This window comes from Pseudomonas sp. GW823-FHT02C02, from assembly GCF_058797635.1.
Genome location: NZ_JBXAJV010000002.1, coordinates 444,914 through 461,165, shown reverse-complemented (window position 1 = coordinate 461,165; position 16,252 = coordinate 444,914). Strand labels below are relative to the sequence as shown.

The window sequence follows — 16,252 nt, the reverse complement described above, 5'->3', positions numbered from 1 at the left end:
GCGTTCATGGTTGGTATCTATTCAGTTTGTAATCCTGGCGTTACATACACCAACAAAACACGGCTATCGCCCCGTTGATTTGAAAAAACCGCACTAGACTCCTTCCTGCGCCTTAACCCGTGCATGGTCATGCCACAGGGGGAAATGATTCTGTACGCAGTACCTAGGCTAATTACTCGGTGGTCAATGCACCATGGGTCAATGTTGATGTGCACCATCACCGGTTGCCAGCACCATGAAACAACGAGGAATCCTGGTATGGAACAGCTATCGGATCGTTTCAAACTATCAATAGTGTTTGCTGCGCTTTTGTCACTGAACGGACTTGCCCATGCGGCTCAGACGGAAAAGACCAATATTCTGTTTATCGTCTCCGACGATACCGGCTATGGCGACCTGGGCCCTTACGGCGGTGGGGTCGGTCGAGGCATGCCGACGCCTAGCATCGATGAGCTGGCGGCGGAAGGGGTCACTTTTTACTCTTTTTATGCCCAGCCAAGCTGCACACCGGGTCGGGCAGCCATGCAAACCGGGCGTATTCCTAATCGTAGCGGCATGACCACCGTGGCCTTCCAGGGCCAGGGCGGTGGCCTGCCAGCAGCCGAGTGGACGCTGGCATCGGTGCTGAAAACCGGTGGCTACGACACCTATTTCACCGGCAAATGGCATTTGGGCGAAGCCGATTATGCGCTACCCAATGCGCAAGGTTATGACGTGATGAAATACGTCGGCCTGTATCACCTCAACGCTTACACCTACGCCGATCCGACCTGGTTCCCGGACATGGACCCGGAAACCCGCGCCATGTTCCAACAGGTGACCAAGGGCGCATTGTCCGGCAAGGCCGGGGAAAAACCGATCGAAGAATTCAAGGTCAACGGCCAGTACGTGGACACGCCTGTCGTGGATGGAAAACCTGGCGTGGTCGGCATTCCGTTCTTTGACAACTATGTCGAAAAAGCTGCCCTGGAGTTTCTCGACACGGCAGCCAAATCGGACAAGCCGTTTTTCATCAACGTCAATTTCATGAAAGTGCACCAGCCGAACATGCCTGCACCGGAGTTCGTGCATAAATCCATGTCTAAGTCCAAGTACGCCGACTCGGTGGTCGAACTCGATACCCACATCGGCCGCATTTTGGACAAGCTCAAGGCACTGGGCCTGGATAAGAACACGCTTGTGGTTTACACCACTGACAACGGTGCCTGGCAGGATGTTTATCCGGACGCCGGCTACACCCCGTTCCGTGGGACCAAGGGCACAGTGCGTGAGGGCGGTAACCGGGTACCAGCCATTGCCGTCTGGCCAGACAAGATCAAGCCCGACACAAAAAACCACGAGCTGCTCGGTGGCCTGGATTTGATGGCGACCTTCGCCTCTGTCGCTGGCGTGAAGCTGCCGGAAAAAGATCGCGAAGGTCAGCCAATCATCTTCGACAGTTACGACATGACCCCTGTACTCACCGGCAGTGGCCCTTCTCCGCGCAAGGAGTGGTTCTACTTCACCGAGAACGAACTGTCCCCGGGTGCGGCGCGTGTCGGAAACTACAAGGCCGTATTCAACCTGCGCGGCGATGATGGCGCGCAAACTGGCGGCCTGGCGGTGGACACTAACCTGGGATGGAAAGGCGCAGAAAAATATGTAGCTACCGTGCCGCAGGTCTTTGACTTGTGGCAAGACCCGCAAGAGCGCTATGACCTGTTCATGAACAACTTTACTGAGCGTACCTGGACGATGGTGCCGATCACAGGCGCGATCATGAAGCTAATGAAAACCTACGTCGATTACCCACCACGCAAACTGCAAAGCATGGGTTATGACGGGCCGATCGAGCTGTCGCAATACCAGAAATTCCAATCCGTGCGTGACACCTTGAAAAAGGAAGGCATCAACCTGCCGATGCCAGCAGGTAACTGATCAGACAGGAGAAACATGGCGGCTTCATCAGAGGTCGCCACTTCGCCACTTCGCCATTTTGACGTTTGCGAGCAGCGACCACTCGTGACGCCTACAGATGCATCAGCGGAGCTGGAATCATTTTGGAAACAACAGCGTATACGCCACCCGAACCCCCCAGCCTTGTGCGCCATCTTTCGGACTTTCAGCCCAATACCGTGGGCCCACTTGCAAGCTCATGGGTTGATGACCCACTTTGAACAGCTGGGTCACGAACAGGTTGATTGGCACTGACCATTCGCGGGTTTTCCAGTCGTAGGTGGACTCAGTGTTGATGCCGAAGGTGGTGTAGGTAGGGGTGGTGTAGCTGAAGAACGGTTGCAGGAAGGTCTGGTTGATTTTGTCTTTTTCATCGGGAGGGCTGTGGTCCAGCGACCAAATGTGATTGGCCAGGATACCGCGGGTCCAGCCGTTACTTTGCTTGAGGGCAACCACGGTAGGACCCGCCCCCCACTGCTCACCACTCAACAGCTCATCACTGCCGGTTGGCACCAGGATTACCGGTCCTGCCCCCCAAATCCAGCCGCTCGGTGTCGGGTGTTTGGGTGAAAAAAAGAAGCTCTGGGTCACATCACCGACCCCGGACTTGTCCGCCTGCCCACCCGGTACCAGACCGTGTTGATCGATAACTGGCAGGATGGTTCGGGAAATAAGGTTCCACTCGTCATTGAGGGTGAAGGGCAGCACCGGCTGGATATTGGTGACGCTTTGGTAGCCCTCGCCACTGGGGCCGAGTTTCTGGTTCCAGTTGTACTGAATCGGCACGCTGTACAGCGCAGCAACCGGGTTCAGTGATTGTTTGGCCAGCTCGGCCTGGCTATCGGCAGTTTTGCCGGTATCGGGCCAGATAATTACCAGGGCAATGACAGGCATGAGGTGGACGACTTTGCTCATCAGTAGCTCCTTCTCGATAACGAGAATATGCACTACCACTGCGGTTGTGCCGCCTCGATGCGAAGCGACCCGGAGAGCTTAGTTCAGGTTTTCTCGACTAGTATCAATTCGACTTGAGAAGGCGCGTGGGATGCCTGCTGTTACTCCATGGACATGCGTGCGTGCGCTACGTTAATTCGAAAATGGATAGAGGTTAACCATGCCAACCAAAACCACTGCCCTGCCTGCTTGTACGCTCCTCGCGCTGTGCTGCCAGCAAGCCTGGGCCGGCGGCATCATGCTCTACGAAATCGGCACCGATAACGCTGGCCTGGCCAACGCCGGTGCCGCCGCCCGGGCCCAAGGCCCAGCGACCATCGCCAGTAACCCGGCGGGTATGAGTTACCTGCCGGGCACGCAGATCACCGGCGGCTTGCAAGTGCTGTATGGCGACCTGAGCTTCGATCGCGACGCCGGCAGCAATGTGGCCGGCAGCGGCAGTGGCAATGCCCTCGAACCGATCCCCGGTGGCAGTTTCTTCATCAGCCATGAACTGGATGAACATTGGAGCGTCGGCTTCGGCCAGTACGGCGACTTCGGCTTGGCGGTCAACTACGACAACGATTGGTCCGGCCGCTACTTCGCGCAGAACTCCAGCCTGCTGGGTCTGTCCCTGGTGCCCAGCGTGGCGTATCGCTTCAACGAGCAATGGTCGGTGGGCGTTGGCGTCAAGGCCATGTACGGCATGTTGCAGGCGCAAACCGCCATCGACCGCTCTCCCTTCGGTTTCACCGATCGCGCTGACGGTCAGTACAAGTACAAGGATGGTGCCTGGGGTTATGGCGCCAACGTCGGGGTGATCTATGCCCCGCAATCCGGCACCCGCATTGGCCTGGCCTATACCAGCAAAGTCGACCTGGACTTCGAAGACCGGCTGGATGTGAAAGGCGACGGCCGTTTGCTGGAACGCATCAACGACACCAACACCAAACTCGACACCACCGTGCCGCAGACCGTGACCCTCAGCCTGTTCCAGCAACTGGACCGGCAATGGGCCTTGCTGGCCTCGGCCAACTGGCAGGACTGGTCGGAATTCGGTGAGATCGGCGTACAGGTCGACACCACGGCGTTTGGCGCGCAGTCGAAATCGGTCGATGCCGGTTTCAAGGACACCTGGCACCTGTCCCTTGGCGCGCAGTACCAGGCCACCGAGCAATGGCTGTGGAATGTCGGCGTGGCCTACGACAGCAGCGCTGTCTCCGATAGCAAACGCAGCGTGATCGTACCTATGGGCGAGTCCTGGCGCATCGCCACAGGCGCCACCTATGCTCTGAACCAAGACACCGACATCAACGTCAGTTGGGCCATGGTCTGGCTCGGCGACATGCCGGTGGACCAGACCAAGTCGATCTCGGGCAACCGAGTCTCCGGTCAGTTCGACGATGCCTGGATTCAAGCCCTGACCGGCAACATGACGTGGCGTTTCTGAAGTTCCGCTATCGAAAAATGATGACTCAATCCATGAATCGCATTTTGAGCCCTAAATTCCTCTGTAGAGGCAGACATGAATGTCTGCAATGGGCCGGTTGCTGCCCTTCGCGACAGGCTGTAATCGGTCATAAACAGTCAGTGGACAGACTAGTTGTAACCTGATTGCCGCGTTGCACCATCGTTGTCGACCAACCGGACTGGGGGCAGTTGCACCGTTTTACTCGTTATCGGTAATTGCCTGCTTTTTATCGTTGTATTTCATGTGCGCAATCTACGCAGTTAGAACCCGTTGCCGCCCACAGGTGATACCAACCGCTCGACAGAAGTCGCAATTCGATCCCGAGCAATCTTGTCATTTGCCAAGGCTTAGGGCAGGGTCGATACCACTGACATCTCTGCCAAAGGAGTCACCCCATGTCAAAGGTATATCCCAGTATCGATCCCGAGGGGTTGGTCGAGTACTCAGTGGTCTACACCGACCGCTCGCTCAACCACATGTCGCAGTCATTTCAAGACGTGATGAAGAACATTTCCAGGACCTTGAAACAGGTCTACAACGCCCAGGCTGTTGCGGTGGTTCCGGGCAGCGGCACATTTGGCATGGAAGCGGTGGCGCGCCAGTTTGCCACCGACCAGCAATGCCTGGTGATACGCAACGGCTGGTTCAGTTATCGCTGGAGCCAGATCCTTGAGATGGGCAACATCCCGGCGGCCACCACGGTGCTGAAAGCCCGACCGGTCGAGACTGGTCGCCAGGCGGCCTACGCCCCGCCCCCTCTGGACGAAGTGCTGGCAGCCATTCAGACGCAGAAGCCGCAGATTGTCTTCGCCCCCCACGTTGAAACCTCATCAGGGATTATCCTGCCCGACGAGTACCTGCGGGCCGTCGGCGACGCCGTGCACGCGGTGGGTGGCCTGTTCGTGCTGGACTGCATCGCCTCAGGCACGCTTTGGGTTGATATGCAGCAATGCGCGGTAGACTTGCTGATCAGTGCACCACAGAAAGGCTGGAGCGCCTCCCCTTGCTGCGCACTGGTGATGCTCAGTTCGTTGGCCCTCGAGCGCATCGAGCAGACGCGAAGCAGCAGCTTCGCCTGCGACCTGAAAAAGTGGCTTCAGATCATGCAGGCCTACGAACAGGGCGGATATGCCTATCATGCGACCATGCCCAGCGATTCCCTCGCGCGATTTAACGAAGTGATGAAAGAGACGCAAGCCTACGGTTTCGACAAGGTCCGTGACGAACAACAGGCCCTGGGCGATCGGGTGCGCGCAATGTTGACCGGCAAAGGCATCAAAAGCGTGGCCGCAGCGGGCTTTCAGGCGCCTGGCGTAGTGGTGAGCTACACCGATGATGCCGACATCAAGAGCGGCAAGAAATTTGCCAACCACGGCCTGCAGATCGCCGCCGGAGTGCCGTTGCAATGCGACGAGCCGGCCGACTTCCAGACCTTCCGCATCGGTCTGTTCGGACTCGAAAAGCTGCACAATATCGAGCGCACGGTCAGTACCCTCGAGCAGGCACTGGACGAGGTGATGGTTAACTAAGCCCTCATCGTGCCCGCAGCACATGCCGGACTTGTGAGTTCCAGGAAGGCATCCTGCCCCGGGCACTGACGGCCCATGGCGCTAATCTTCGACAAATTTGACGCTAGCCGCCCGGACGTCATGTTAGAACCACAAGGGAACGCCCGTGCACGCGTCTTACTGACACGTGTACCCTTCAGCGCTATCAGAAAAGGGTTCCAACGAAGCCTTTCACGGGGTGGATGATTGGCGGCTGTATGACTCGGATTACCCCATTGCAGACGGTGGCAACGGGCAAAAATCGGCCAAGAGCAGACGCTGCTTGTGCCTTAACCCCAAGTTACATTCACTGATGTGGGCGTACCCTAAAAATGGATCGCGTGCACCCTATGCACGCTCAAACGCGGCACACGCATGACGACCCTGCTTGGGAAGACTCTGTAGGTGCTAACACACCGAATGTGAACGCCACACGTAAGCTCAGCTCACCCTTCCCCGAGAAGCTCGCCTGACCAGCCTCCTTATGTGACGAATTAATTCACGGATATTTACCGATGGAGTAGGTCCTTATACGATGGAGTCCGCATTTATTCCTGCCCATCACGTCTGAGTAAGCTATGGTTATTCGGTGTATGACAAAACGGATTAACAAATTGTGTTTTATAGTCACGCAAAATTTTTCGCAGACAAATAAGCGGCAACTGTCCATAGGTCAGTTATTTCTATATTCACATACAATACCGTTGGGTGCCTGAGCGATGAATAACACTAGCTTTCTGGGTGAAAGCGCTAAGAGCTTCAGTATAGTGATAGTGAATTACAAGACACCAGAAATCACCAAGATATGTTTGGATCTATTGCATCAGCATGTGGGTGGTATCGTTCCAATATGGGTAGTTGACAACTATTCCGCCGATGAAAGTACTGAGTACTTGCGGACTCTTGACTGGATCAACTTAATCGAGCGTACTGTTTCTGAACCAGAGCAGGGCCATATCGCCCATGGCAAAGCACTTGACATGGTGTTGGAGCGGATTGAGTCTGATTATTTACTCCTGATGCACACCGATACATTTATTTTCGATAAAAATGTTTTTCCAATGATGCTAAATAAATGCATGAAAAACCCCAACATTGTAGCCGTCGGTTGTGTAGAGCAACTAAATCGTGGGACCACGAGAACCCTTTGGCGGTTTAGCTCACGATTGTTAAAGCACCATTTCAGACGCCTGAAAATCTCCTTGGGATTACGTTCCAGAGAACCAAAACCGTACAGAGAAGTCTACTTGAAGAGTTTCTGTACATTGTGGAACTGCAAACTTATCAAACAGCACGGCTTGCGTTTCTCGATGGATGATCGTGTGCCCGGCTACACCCTCCAAGACCGCATGACCGAGCTTGGCTATGTCATTGAAATGTTATCGCCGCGTAAAATTTTCAGCTATCTAGATCACATTCAGTCCGGCACTGTCGCAGCGGCTGGTGGCTATGAAAAGACTCATAGACGAACCAAAATGTACAACAACATTCTCAAGCGTCTTAACAAAGACAACAGCCAAAGCTAAGCGTTGAAGGCACGCAGCGAGTAGTGTGTGCGACACGGCTTGAAATTATCCTTGGGTTTTTATATTAAGTTATTGGAGCGGTAATGGCCCCCATCACTCAAACACTACCTATCACCCTCTCCCCGGAGCTTGATTTCGACCAGAGCGCCGCCAGCGCTTTGGGTGACTCGCTAGCCAGTAGCTATATCCAGGCTACGCCATTTCCGCATATAGTCATCGATAACTTTTTACAGGAAGACCTGATTGCGAGTATCTGTTCGCACTTCCCAGTCGAGCCAACTAACAACGAAATGCTCTACGAGCGTGGCTATAAAGGTCAGCGCAAACGACAAATCAGTCCCAACGAATGCGCCCCCTATTTGAAGACTGTTTTCAACGCCTTTAACTCGGCCCCCATGTTGCAGTTTCTTGAAAAGCTCACGGGCATTGAAGGTTTGATACCCGACCCCTACTTTACCGGTGGCGGGCTGCATGAAACGAAAAGTGGTGGCTTCCTAGGTGTTCATTCGGACTTCAGACTCAACAAAAAGCTTAATATTGAACGCAGGTTGAATGCCATAATTTATCTGAATGAAGACTGGCAAGAGGAGTACGGCGGCAACCTGGAACTTTGGGATATCGACATGAAGACTTGTCTTAAAAAAGTGCTGCCAATTTATAACCGCTGTGTCATTTTCAACACAGACAAAGACAGTAATCATGGGCACCCCGAGCCTTTAACGACTCCGGAGCACATCACGCGCAGGTCTATAGCGCTTTATTATTACACCGCACAAACCATGGCGGCCGATCCCGCACAAAGAAATAAAACACATTACAAGCCAAGGCCCAAAGATCGTTTAAGCCTCAAGTACTATTTGAACAAACTAATCAAAAAGAGAAACTAAGCTATATCGCTAGAGAGGACGCCTCCCCCCCGCCGTTCCGCCGACTAGGCTCAGGCTTACCGCCTAAAGATGGCTCGGCGAGGGAGACTTCTTCCCGATGATGCTTTCTGCAGCAGCGTGGCACTCGGCATAACTTCCTGGCCGGGGTGTACCAGACTTCGTCTCCTGGTGCCAAGGCCATCACACCCGGCCCCACTTCTTCGACAACGTCAGATATGTCGTGTCCGGTAAGGGTAACCGCCGAGTTTATGCGGTAATACTCGGCCAACCGGATGACAATTGCGATGTGACTTCACTAGAACAACCTTGAACGCTCTGAATAACCAAGATTTCGTAGACTAGACCGACCGACTGCTTTTGGCCGATTGTTGCCTGTCGTGAAGGATGAACCGTTTGTCAGGCATACAAGCCATACCCTGCCGCGATGATCAGCGGAGAAACCAGGAGCGTTGCCCAGAACCCAGATTTTGGAACAGCAATGACGCAAATGATCGAGATCATCAGCACATAGATGCCAACAATCTTAAGTAGCGCAAGATCGCCAACGGCTACGGCGTGGATCGCTGTCTGCCCTGCGAGCATAAAAAGCGGCCCCAGCATGGTAAACCAGAAGGCTGCACGCCGATCTTCGTGCACCCTGAACTGGTCAACGAAGCCAGCATTTACAGCGGCGGCGAATGCTGCTTTGAACTTGAAAATACCGAATGGAATATGGAGCACACCCAAGGAGAACAGGGTCCATGCGACGATGTTTGACATGTCTTATATGCTCCGTAACGGTAAGGTGGTTTAGAAGTGGTCACGGCAAATGCGACATTGCTGAGGGAGAAACGCAGCATGGTTGGCCGCAAGGACTGCAGCCCTCGAACGAAGCTATCCATTTGCCATCACCGTGTCCACCGTTCACTTTTGGCCGACTGCAGTCAGTCACGAAAAACCGCAGTCGACCCAAAGCGCAGGATGTGTCGAGGCAAATTCGTCGTTACTTTTTGCAGGGGCCTCGCGTCAGGGGGCGATGCGACCCCGCTCATCCCGCCAGTGCAACGGTTCTTCAAACGGGAAGGAAGAGGGTCGAACACACCTGGGCAATAGGCTGGGCAACTTCGTGCAAATCTTTCATAACCGAATGCCCTCCGGTTCGGACCTTTGATTCTGATGCAGTCACCTCCCCTCTGTGACGACGGGTTAACCCACCGTCACAGAGGGTGCACTCTTACTCCTTCACCTCAACCTTATCCAACGCCTGATTCACCGCCAACTCCCCCAACATCACCACTTGGGTAATCCCCAACAGCGTCTTGCGATGTGAGTTATCCAATAACGCCGCAAAATTGCTGAGCATAGTAGTGGCCGAGCCCAGTGATTCACTGGCGTTGGCCAGCAGGGACTCGGTGTCGTATGCCGGGTTGGCGAGGAACATGGGTTCGGGTTCGTGGTTGCTGGCCATGATGTGGGCGCCCGGATTGAGGTAGTGGTCGAGGGCGCGTTCGGCGGCTTCGTGGAGTTTTCTGGAATCGAGGGATTCGTAGGGGGATGCCGGATTGGTGTCCGGTGGGTTGGGTGTTGGTTTGATCATAGATGAAGCTCCCGTCACAAATATAAGGAGCCATCACTCTCGCTACCAAACGAGGGTGGCGGCCATACGTGGGTTGGTAGACCGGTTGCGACAGGAAACCCGGCGCTCACAAAGGAGCCCCACGCATGCCCACCATAAAAGCAGAGTCCGAAAGAAGGGACTGCCTAAGGTGTCGCCATGCGACTGTCACAAGCGGGCTACCAAACCCGATCACTGTTTTTCAGTGACAGGGAAACGATATAGCCCCCCCAAAAGCCGCACAAGCCGGCGGATTCTGGCGCACGCGTAGGCAACGACGCAAGGCGTTGTAGCCGTTAGGACGTAACGCCGAGTGTCTTTAAACGCGCGCGCCCAAACATGTTTAAAGCACTCAAAAAACAGGGACGCGTAGCGCTCGCCCAAAAGCGTACACGCAGGCCTGTTTGCGTCAGAAAACAATGAGAGCGATTAAAATGCCGGTTAAATGCCAACGGCGTGGTCAAGGTTCAGTTCGAGCAATGGTTGTGCAGTCCATCACGACACATATTGACTAGGTCAAAACCGGTTAATATGCCCGCGCTTCGTCTACCCTCACAAAGCGCCAAGCAAGTTCAGCTTGCGTCAGGCGCATCGATCATTTTTCAGTTTATTCACCGGAGAGCTTCCATGCTCAAGCGTACCCTGGCATTGGCCGTCGGCCTTACCCTGACATTTGGCAGCCTGTTGGCGCAGGCCGCCGACACCTTGAAAGTCAGCGCGATTCCCGATGAAGCCCCTACTGAACTGCTGCGCAAGTTCAAGCCGCTGGGCGTTTATCTCGAGCAAAAGCTGGGCATGAAGGTCGAGTTCGTGCCGGTGAGCGACTATCCGGCCGTGGTCGAAGCGCTGGCCACCGACCGGATCGACCTGGCCTGGCTGGGCGGCTTCACGTTTGTGCAGGCACGCCTGAAAACCGGTAATGCCATTCCGCTGGTGCAGCGCGAACAGGATGCCCAGTTCACCAGCAAATTCATCACCGCCGACCCGAACGTCAAATCCCTCGCCGACCTGAAAGGCAAAACCTTCGCGTTCGGCTCGGTGTCCTCCACGTCGGGCAGTCTCATGCCGCGCTATTTCATGCTCAAGGATGGCATCAAGCCAGAAACCTACTTCAGCCGCGTCGGCTACTCGGGCGCCCATGACGCCACCGTCGCCTGGGTCCAGGCCGGCAAGGTGGACGCCGGGGTGCTGAACGCCAGCGTGTGGGAAAAACTGGTCGCTGCCGGCAAGGTCGACACCAACAAGGTCAAAGTGTTTGCGACCACCCCGGCCTACTTCGACTACAACTGGACAGTGCGCGGGACCCTCGACCCGGCGCTGGCGGCGAAGATCAAGGCGGCCTTCCTCGCACTCGATCCGGCTAACCCGAAGGACAAGGAAATTCTCGATTTGCAGGCGGCCAGCCGGTTCATCGAGACCAGCCCTGACAATTACAAAGGCATCGAGGAAGCCGCACGCGCTGCCGACCTGCTGAAATGACCTTGCGTCTGACCCAGGCCAGCCTGACCCATGCCAACGGCGTCAAGGCATTGCGAGAGGTGAACCTGCACATCGGTGCAGGCGAGCAGGTTGCCGTCATCGGCCCGTCCGGCGCTGGCAAGTCGAGCTTGCTCAACTTGCTGGCCACCGCGTTGCGACCGGACAACGGCGAGTTGCAGGTGCTCGGCGAGCGAGCGTGGCAGCTGTCTGCCCGGCAGCGCCAGCGTTTGCGCGCACGCATCGGTCTGATCCATCAATCGCCGCCCCTGCCACCGCGCCAGCGTGTGGTCACCGCGGTGCTGGCCGGAAAGTTGGGTCAGTGGGGCCTGGGCAAGAGCCTGCTGAACCTGATGCATCCTCTGGATATTCCGGGCGCCCGCGCGGCGCTGGCCAGGCTGGACCTGGGCGATAAACTGTTCGCACACTGCCAGCAACTGTCCGGCGGCCAGCTACAGCGCGTGGGCATTGCCCGCGTGTTGTATCAAGCGCCCGAGGTGCTGCTGGCCGATGAGCCGGTTTCTGCCATGGACCCGGTGCTGGCCGAACACACGCTTTCGGTGCTCTGCCGCCACGCCCGGGAGCACAACGTCACCCTGATCGCCAGCCTGCATGCGGTGGAGCTGGCCCTGGCGCACTTTTCGCGGATCATCGGCCTGCGTGACGGGAAGATCCTGTTCGACCTTGCGGCCGGCGACGTCGACCGCGAGCTGCTCGACACGCTCTACGCCAATGAGCAGTTGCACACCTCACCGGTGCCTCCAGTGTCCTTGAGTGTGCAGATTCCCCGATGCTGACGTCTGCCTCGCGCGATCCCGCCGCCCTGCCCCGTTTGCTCCTCACCCTGCTGGCGATCGCCCTGTTGTGGCCGGGCATCCACTTCAGCGAATTGGACCTCGGCGTTTTAGTGGCGAGTGACAGTCAGAGCGAGATGGGCCGGTTTGTCTCCGCCTTCTGGCCCCCGGCCCATGACGCCGAGTTCATCGAACTGCTGTTGCAAGCCACTCTGCAGACCCTGGCCATCGCCACGGCCGGCATGGCCCTGGCGTTGCTGTTGGCCGTCCCTGCCAGTCTGCTGGCCAGTCGCGCCCTGTCGCTGTCGGCCGCATCCCGTGCCGGTCACCCAAGCTTCGGCGGCCAACTGCTGCGTTGGCCGGTACGCGGTTTGTTGATCTTCCTGCGCAGCGTGCCGGAAATCGTCTGGGCCCTGCTGTTCGTGCGCGCCGTCGGCCTCGGCCCGACCGCCGGGGTATTGGCTATTGCGATTACCTACAGCGGCATGTTGGGCAAGGTCTACGCAGAAATTTTCGAGTCGGTCGATCAGCGACCGGCCCATGCATTACTGCGTTCAGGCAGCGGTCGACTGGCGGCGTTTTGCTACGGGATTTTGCCCAATGTCGCGGCGGAGCTGCTGTCGTACACGGTGTACCGCTGGGAGTGCGCGATCCGCGCCTCGGTGGTGATGGGCTTTGTCGGTGCCGGCGGTCTGGGTCAGCAAATGGATCTGTCGCTACGCATGTTCGCCGGGGGTGAAGTGGCCAGTTTGTTACTGACGTTCCTCGTCCTGGTGCTGCTCGCCGATCAACTCAGCCGCCTGCTGCGCTGGAGGCTGACATGAATCGCCTGATCAATCTGGTGCTGCTCCTGGGCATTGGCGCTGCGGCAGTCGCCTCGTTCATCTACCTGAGCATCGACCTCGGCGAACTCGGCAGCGCCGGCAACCTGAAGCAGATGGCTGCCTATGTGCAGCGTTTCCTGAGCCCGGACCTGAGCGCGGGTCATCTGCAAGCCATCGGTCACGGCGCGCTGGAAACCATTGCCATGTCCGCCTTGGGCACCCTGCTCGCGGCGGTCTTCGGGCTGCTGTTGGCATTGCCCGCGGCCGGGCGTTTCGGCTGGCCGTTGCAGAGTGCATCGCGCCTGGTCCTCAATGCCTTGCGCGCGGTCCCGGAACTGGTATGGGCGGCGCTGATGGTGCTGGCCGCCGGACTCGGCCCCAATGCAGGCACCCTCGCCTTGGCCCTGCACACCACCGGCGTCCTCGGCCGGCTGTTTGCCGAAGCACTGGAAAACACCCCGCCCGAACCGGCCGACGCCATCCGCCTGCAGGGCGGCAATGCCATCTCGGCGTTCTGTTACGGCACACTGCCCAACCTGTTGCCGCAGCTGCTGGCTTACATCCTGTACCGCTGGGAAAACAACATTCGCATGGCCAGTGTGCTCGGATTCGTCGGCGCCGGTGGTTTGGGGCAAATGCTGTATGTCAGCCTCAGCCTGTTCCAGGAAGCTCAAGCCAGCACGGTAATCCTGGCCATGTTGCTACTGGTGATCGCCGTCGATTCATTGAGCAGTTGGAGCCGTCAACGCTGGGTCAAGGCTTGACTGCTTTCGCAGAACGCCCTACTCCTCCAAACGCCCCGTACCCTCACGGTCGTGTTCGTAGTGCCTGATGAGCGCAAACGCCGGCAACCAGGACTCGCGACGCACGATCCAGCTTTCGTAGGTTGGCGTCAGTTGATCAGGGGCATCGAGAGACCCCAGGTTCACTTCGATTTCATCGGCGGTGCGCGCGAAAACGGACGATCCACAGCGCGGACAAAAATGCCGCCCGGCGTAGTCGCGTGTTTCGCCCTCGATCGTCACCGCCTCTTGAGGGAAGATCGCGCTGGCATTGAAAAGGGCCCCATGATGCTTGCGGCAATCGAGACAGTGGCAAAGGCCGACCCGGTAGGGCCGTCCTGATGCCTTGATTCGAACATTGCCGCACACGCAGCCACCGGTGAATCGGTCCATGTTGCATCTCCTCTGAATCAAACACGACGGGATGGAACAGAAGGTGTCGTAACCGGCACAATCCGCTGCACCGTTTCCCTCCGTGCCTTCCTTGGTGCTAAATAGGCAGCCCAGGTTTCAAGTCCAGACCCTGTCGTGTATTGCCGTGAAACGAGAAATCGATATGAACACCCATTTTCAGACAAGTGATACCCCTGAGCCCAAGACCTGGCAAGAGGCCAAGCGCCACCTCCTTCCCCATCAGCCGTCAGTGGTAACAGCATGATCGAAGTCACCGAAGTGTCCATTGCCCGATTGCGAGCGGCGCTGGAGTCTGGCCAGACCACGGCAGTTGAACTGGTCCAGGCCTACCTTGCCAGGATCGACGCCTACGACGGCCCCGACACGCCAACCGCGCTCAACGCGGTGGTGGTTCGCAACCCCGAGGCGCTCAACGAAGCGCAAGCGTCCGATGCCCGTCGGGCCAAGGGCGAAACGCTCGGCCCGCTGGATGGCATTCCCTACACGGCCAAGGACAGTTATCTGGTGAAAGGCCTCACCGCGGCCTCTGGCAGTCCGGCCTTCAAAAACCTGATTGCCTATCGCGATGCCTTCACCATCGAACGGCTGCGCGCCGCCGGGGCCATCTGCCTGGGCAAGACCAACATGCCGCCGATGGCCAATGGCGGCATGCAGCGCGGGGTCTATGGCCGTGCCGAGAGCCCGTACAACGCTGACTACCTGACGGCGCCTTTTGCATCGGGCTCATCGAACGGCGCCGGGACGGCCACCGCCGCCAGTTTCGCGGCCTTCGGCCTTGCCGAAGAAACCTGGTCGAGCGGACGCGGTCCGGCCTCGAACAATGGCTTGTGCGCCTATACCCCTTCGCGCGGGGTGATTTCGGTGCGCGGCAACTGGCCGCTGACGCCGACGATGGACGTGGTTGTGCCCTACGCGCGAACCATGGCCGACCTGCTTGAGGTGCTCGACGTGGTGGTGGCACAAGACCCGGATACACGCGGCGATCTGTGGCGGCTGCAACCCTGGGTGCCGATACCGAGCGTCGCTTCGGTGCGTCCCGCGTCCTACGCCGGGCTGGCCGCGACCACCGATGCGCTCGCTGGAAAACGCTTCGGCGTGCCGCGCATGTACATCAACGCGGACCCTGACGCGGGCACCAGCGAGGCGCCGGGCATCGGTGGCCCGACGGGGCAGAAAATCAATACCCGCCCTAGCGTGATCGGTCTCTGGGAAGACGCCCGGCGGGCACTCGAAGCCGCTGGTACCGAGGTGGTCGAAGTCGACTTCCCGCTGGTATCGAATTGCGAAGGCGATCGTCCGGGTGCGCCGACCGTGTTCACTCGCGGCCTGGTGTCCAAGGAGTTCCTGCACCATGAGTTGTGGGACCTGTCGGCCTGGGCGTTCGATGATTTTCTGCGGGCCAACGGTGATCCGAAACTGAATCGCCTGGCCGATGTCGACGGGCCGCTGATCTTCCCGCATGACCCAGGCACCCTGCCCAATCGCGAAGACGACCTTGCCGCCGGCATGGACGAATACGTGAAGATGGCCGAGCGTGGCATCACGCCGTGGGATCAGATCACCACGCTGCCGGACGGCCTGCGCGGGCTTGAAGAAACACGTCGAATCGACCTTGAAGACTGGATGGACCGGCTGAAGCTAGATGCGGTGCTGTTCCCGACAGTGGCCGACGTCGGGCCGGCAAATGCCGATGTCGATCCGCAGTCGGCGGACATCGCGTGGAGTAACGGTGTGTGGGTCGCCAACGGCAACCTCGCCATCCGCCACCTCGGTGTGCCGACGGTCACGGTGCCGATGGGCATCATGCCGGACATCGGCATGCCGGTCGGGCTGACCTTTGCCGGTCGTGCCTATGACGACTCAGCGCTGCTGCGCTTCGCTTCAGCGTTTGAGTCGGCCGGCAGCAAACGAATGATCCCGCCTCGGACACCGCCGTTGCAGGGCTGAAATAGCAGCGCGCGGGATTGGGCCAGTGCAGGCTCCAATCCCGCCTTGTCATCAATTCACCCGGACTCCAAAACTCAAACCTTCACTGATCCAAGACAATCTCCAGTCGAACAAGAACCCTG

General features: G+C 57.7%; 14 protein-coding genes and 1 pseudogene. 10 read left to right on the top strand and 5 right to left on the bottom strand.

All coding sequences use genetic code 11. The features are described 5' to 3' along the window. Positions 1–258 precede the first annotated feature (258 nt). A complete protein-coding gene (locus AC1ROI_RS04805) occupies positions 259–1,917 on the top strand; it encodes an arylsulfatase (protein WP_083377110.1) in 1,659 nt (552 codons plus the stop codon). Between the two features lie 117 nt (positions 1,918–2,034). Here AC1ROI_RS04805 and AC1ROI_RS04800 read toward each other — a convergent pair whose 3' ends face one another. Then, positions 2,035–2,829 carry a transporter gene (locus tag AC1ROI_RS04800; RefSeq protein ID WP_256580129.1) on the bottom strand — a complete coding sequence of 265 codons (795 nt, stop codon included), beginning with the start codon at positions 2,827–2,829 and terminating at the stop codon, positions 2,035–2,037. Between the two features lie 220 nt (positions 2,830–3,049). On the opposite strand from AC1ROI_RS04800, the gene AC1ROI_RS04795 reads away from it, so the two are divergent. The 4 genes from AC1ROI_RS04795 (at position 3,050) to AC1ROI_RS04780 (ending at position 8,299) form a co-directional block, all read left to right on the top strand. Beyond that, positions 3,050–4,318, top strand: coding sequence for an OmpP1/FadL family transporter (locus AC1ROI_RS04795; protein WP_102593359.1), 1,269 nt, complete (start codon positions 3,050–3,052; stop codon positions 4,316–4,318). Positions 4,319–4,734: 416 nt separating this feature from the next. After that, complete coding sequence (locus AC1ROI_RS04790) at positions 4,735–5,868, top strand: aminotransferase class V-fold PLP-dependent enzyme (RefSeq protein ID WP_102593358.1); 1,134 nt, start codon at positions 4,735–4,737, stop codon at positions 5,866–5,868. A gap of 737 nt (positions 5,869–6,605) precedes the next feature. After that, positions 6,606–7,412, top strand: coding sequence for a glycosyltransferase family 2 protein (locus AC1ROI_RS04785; RefSeq protein ID WP_083377112.1), 807 nt, complete (start codon positions 6,606–6,608; stop codon positions 7,410–7,412). An 83-nt stretch (positions 7,413–7,495) separates the two neighbouring features. Next, on the top strand, positions 7,496–8,299 hold the full coding sequence (locus tag AC1ROI_RS04780) for a 2OG-Fe(II) oxygenase (RefSeq protein ID WP_077748806.1): 804 nt from the start codon (positions 7,496–7,498) through the stop codon (positions 8,297–8,299). A gap of 66 nt (positions 8,300–8,365) precedes the next feature. Here the strand turns inward: AC1ROI_RS04780 and AC1ROI_RS04775 are convergent. The 3 genes and pseudogenes from AC1ROI_RS04775 to AC1ROI_RS04765 all read right to left on the bottom strand — a co-directional run. Continuing rightward, positions 8,366–8,531: pseudogene (locus AC1ROI_RS04775) on the bottom strand (alcohol dehydrogenase catalytic domain-containing protein); the annotation flags it as partial. Between the two features lie 164 nt (positions 8,532–8,695). Further along, positions 8,696–9,058, bottom strand: coding sequence for a DUF6463 family protein (locus AC1ROI_RS04770; protein ID WP_102593357.1), 363 nt, complete (start codon positions 9,056–9,058; stop codon positions 8,696–8,698). Positions 9,059–9,512: 454 nt separating this feature from the next. Further along, complete coding sequence (locus AC1ROI_RS04765; RefSeq protein WP_010459091.1) at positions 9,513–9,875, bottom strand: DUF6124 family protein; 363 nt, start codon at positions 9,873–9,875, stop codon at positions 9,513–9,515. A gap of 645 nt (positions 9,876–10,520) precedes the next feature. Here AC1ROI_RS04765 and AC1ROI_RS04760 point away from each other — a divergent pair. From AC1ROI_RS04760 to phnE, 4 genes are read left to right on the top strand one after another with little or no spacing between them, the layout of a single operon-like run. After that, a complete protein-coding gene (locus tag AC1ROI_RS04760; RefSeq protein ID WP_102593356.1) occupies positions 10,521–11,372 on the top strand; it encodes a putative selenate ABC transporter substrate-binding protein in 852 nt (283 codons plus the stop codon). Then, entirely contained in the window at positions 11,369–12,166 is a 798-nt protein-coding gene (locus AC1ROI_RS04755; protein WP_010459089.1) for a phosphonate ABC transporter ATP-binding protein, read from the top strand. The genes AC1ROI_RS04760 and AC1ROI_RS04755 overlap by 4 nt, the downstream gene beginning before the upstream one ends. Further along, positions 12,160–12,987: a PhnE/PtxC family ABC transporter permease gene (locus AC1ROI_RS04750; protein WP_077748803.1), complete on the top strand. Its 828-nt coding sequence runs from the start codon at positions 12,160–12,162 to the stop codon at positions 12,985–12,987. The genes AC1ROI_RS04755 and AC1ROI_RS04750 overlap by 7 nt, the downstream gene beginning before the upstream one ends. After that, positions 12,984–13,751: a phosphonate ABC transporter, permease protein PhnE gene (gene phnE / locus AC1ROI_RS04745; protein WP_010459087.1), complete on the top strand. Its 768-nt coding sequence runs from the start codon at positions 12,984–12,986 to the stop codon at positions 13,749–13,751. Before AC1ROI_RS04750 ends, phnE begins: the two co-directional genes overlap by 4 nt. A gap of 18 nt (positions 13,752–13,769) precedes the next feature. Here the strand turns inward: phnE and AC1ROI_RS04740 are convergent, their stop codons facing one another. Then, entirely contained in the window at positions 13,770–14,162 is a 393-nt protein-coding gene (locus AC1ROI_RS04740) for a GFA family protein (RefSeq protein WP_102593355.1), read from the bottom strand. A 261-nt stretch (positions 14,163–14,423) separates the two neighbouring features. Here AC1ROI_RS04740 and AC1ROI_RS04735 point away from each other — a divergent pair, with 261 nt between their 5' ends. Further along, entirely contained in the window at positions 14,424–16,130 is a 1,707-nt protein-coding gene (locus tag AC1ROI_RS04735; RefSeq protein WP_102593354.1) for an amidase, read from the top strand. Positions 16,131–16,252: the final 122 nt, after the last annotated feature.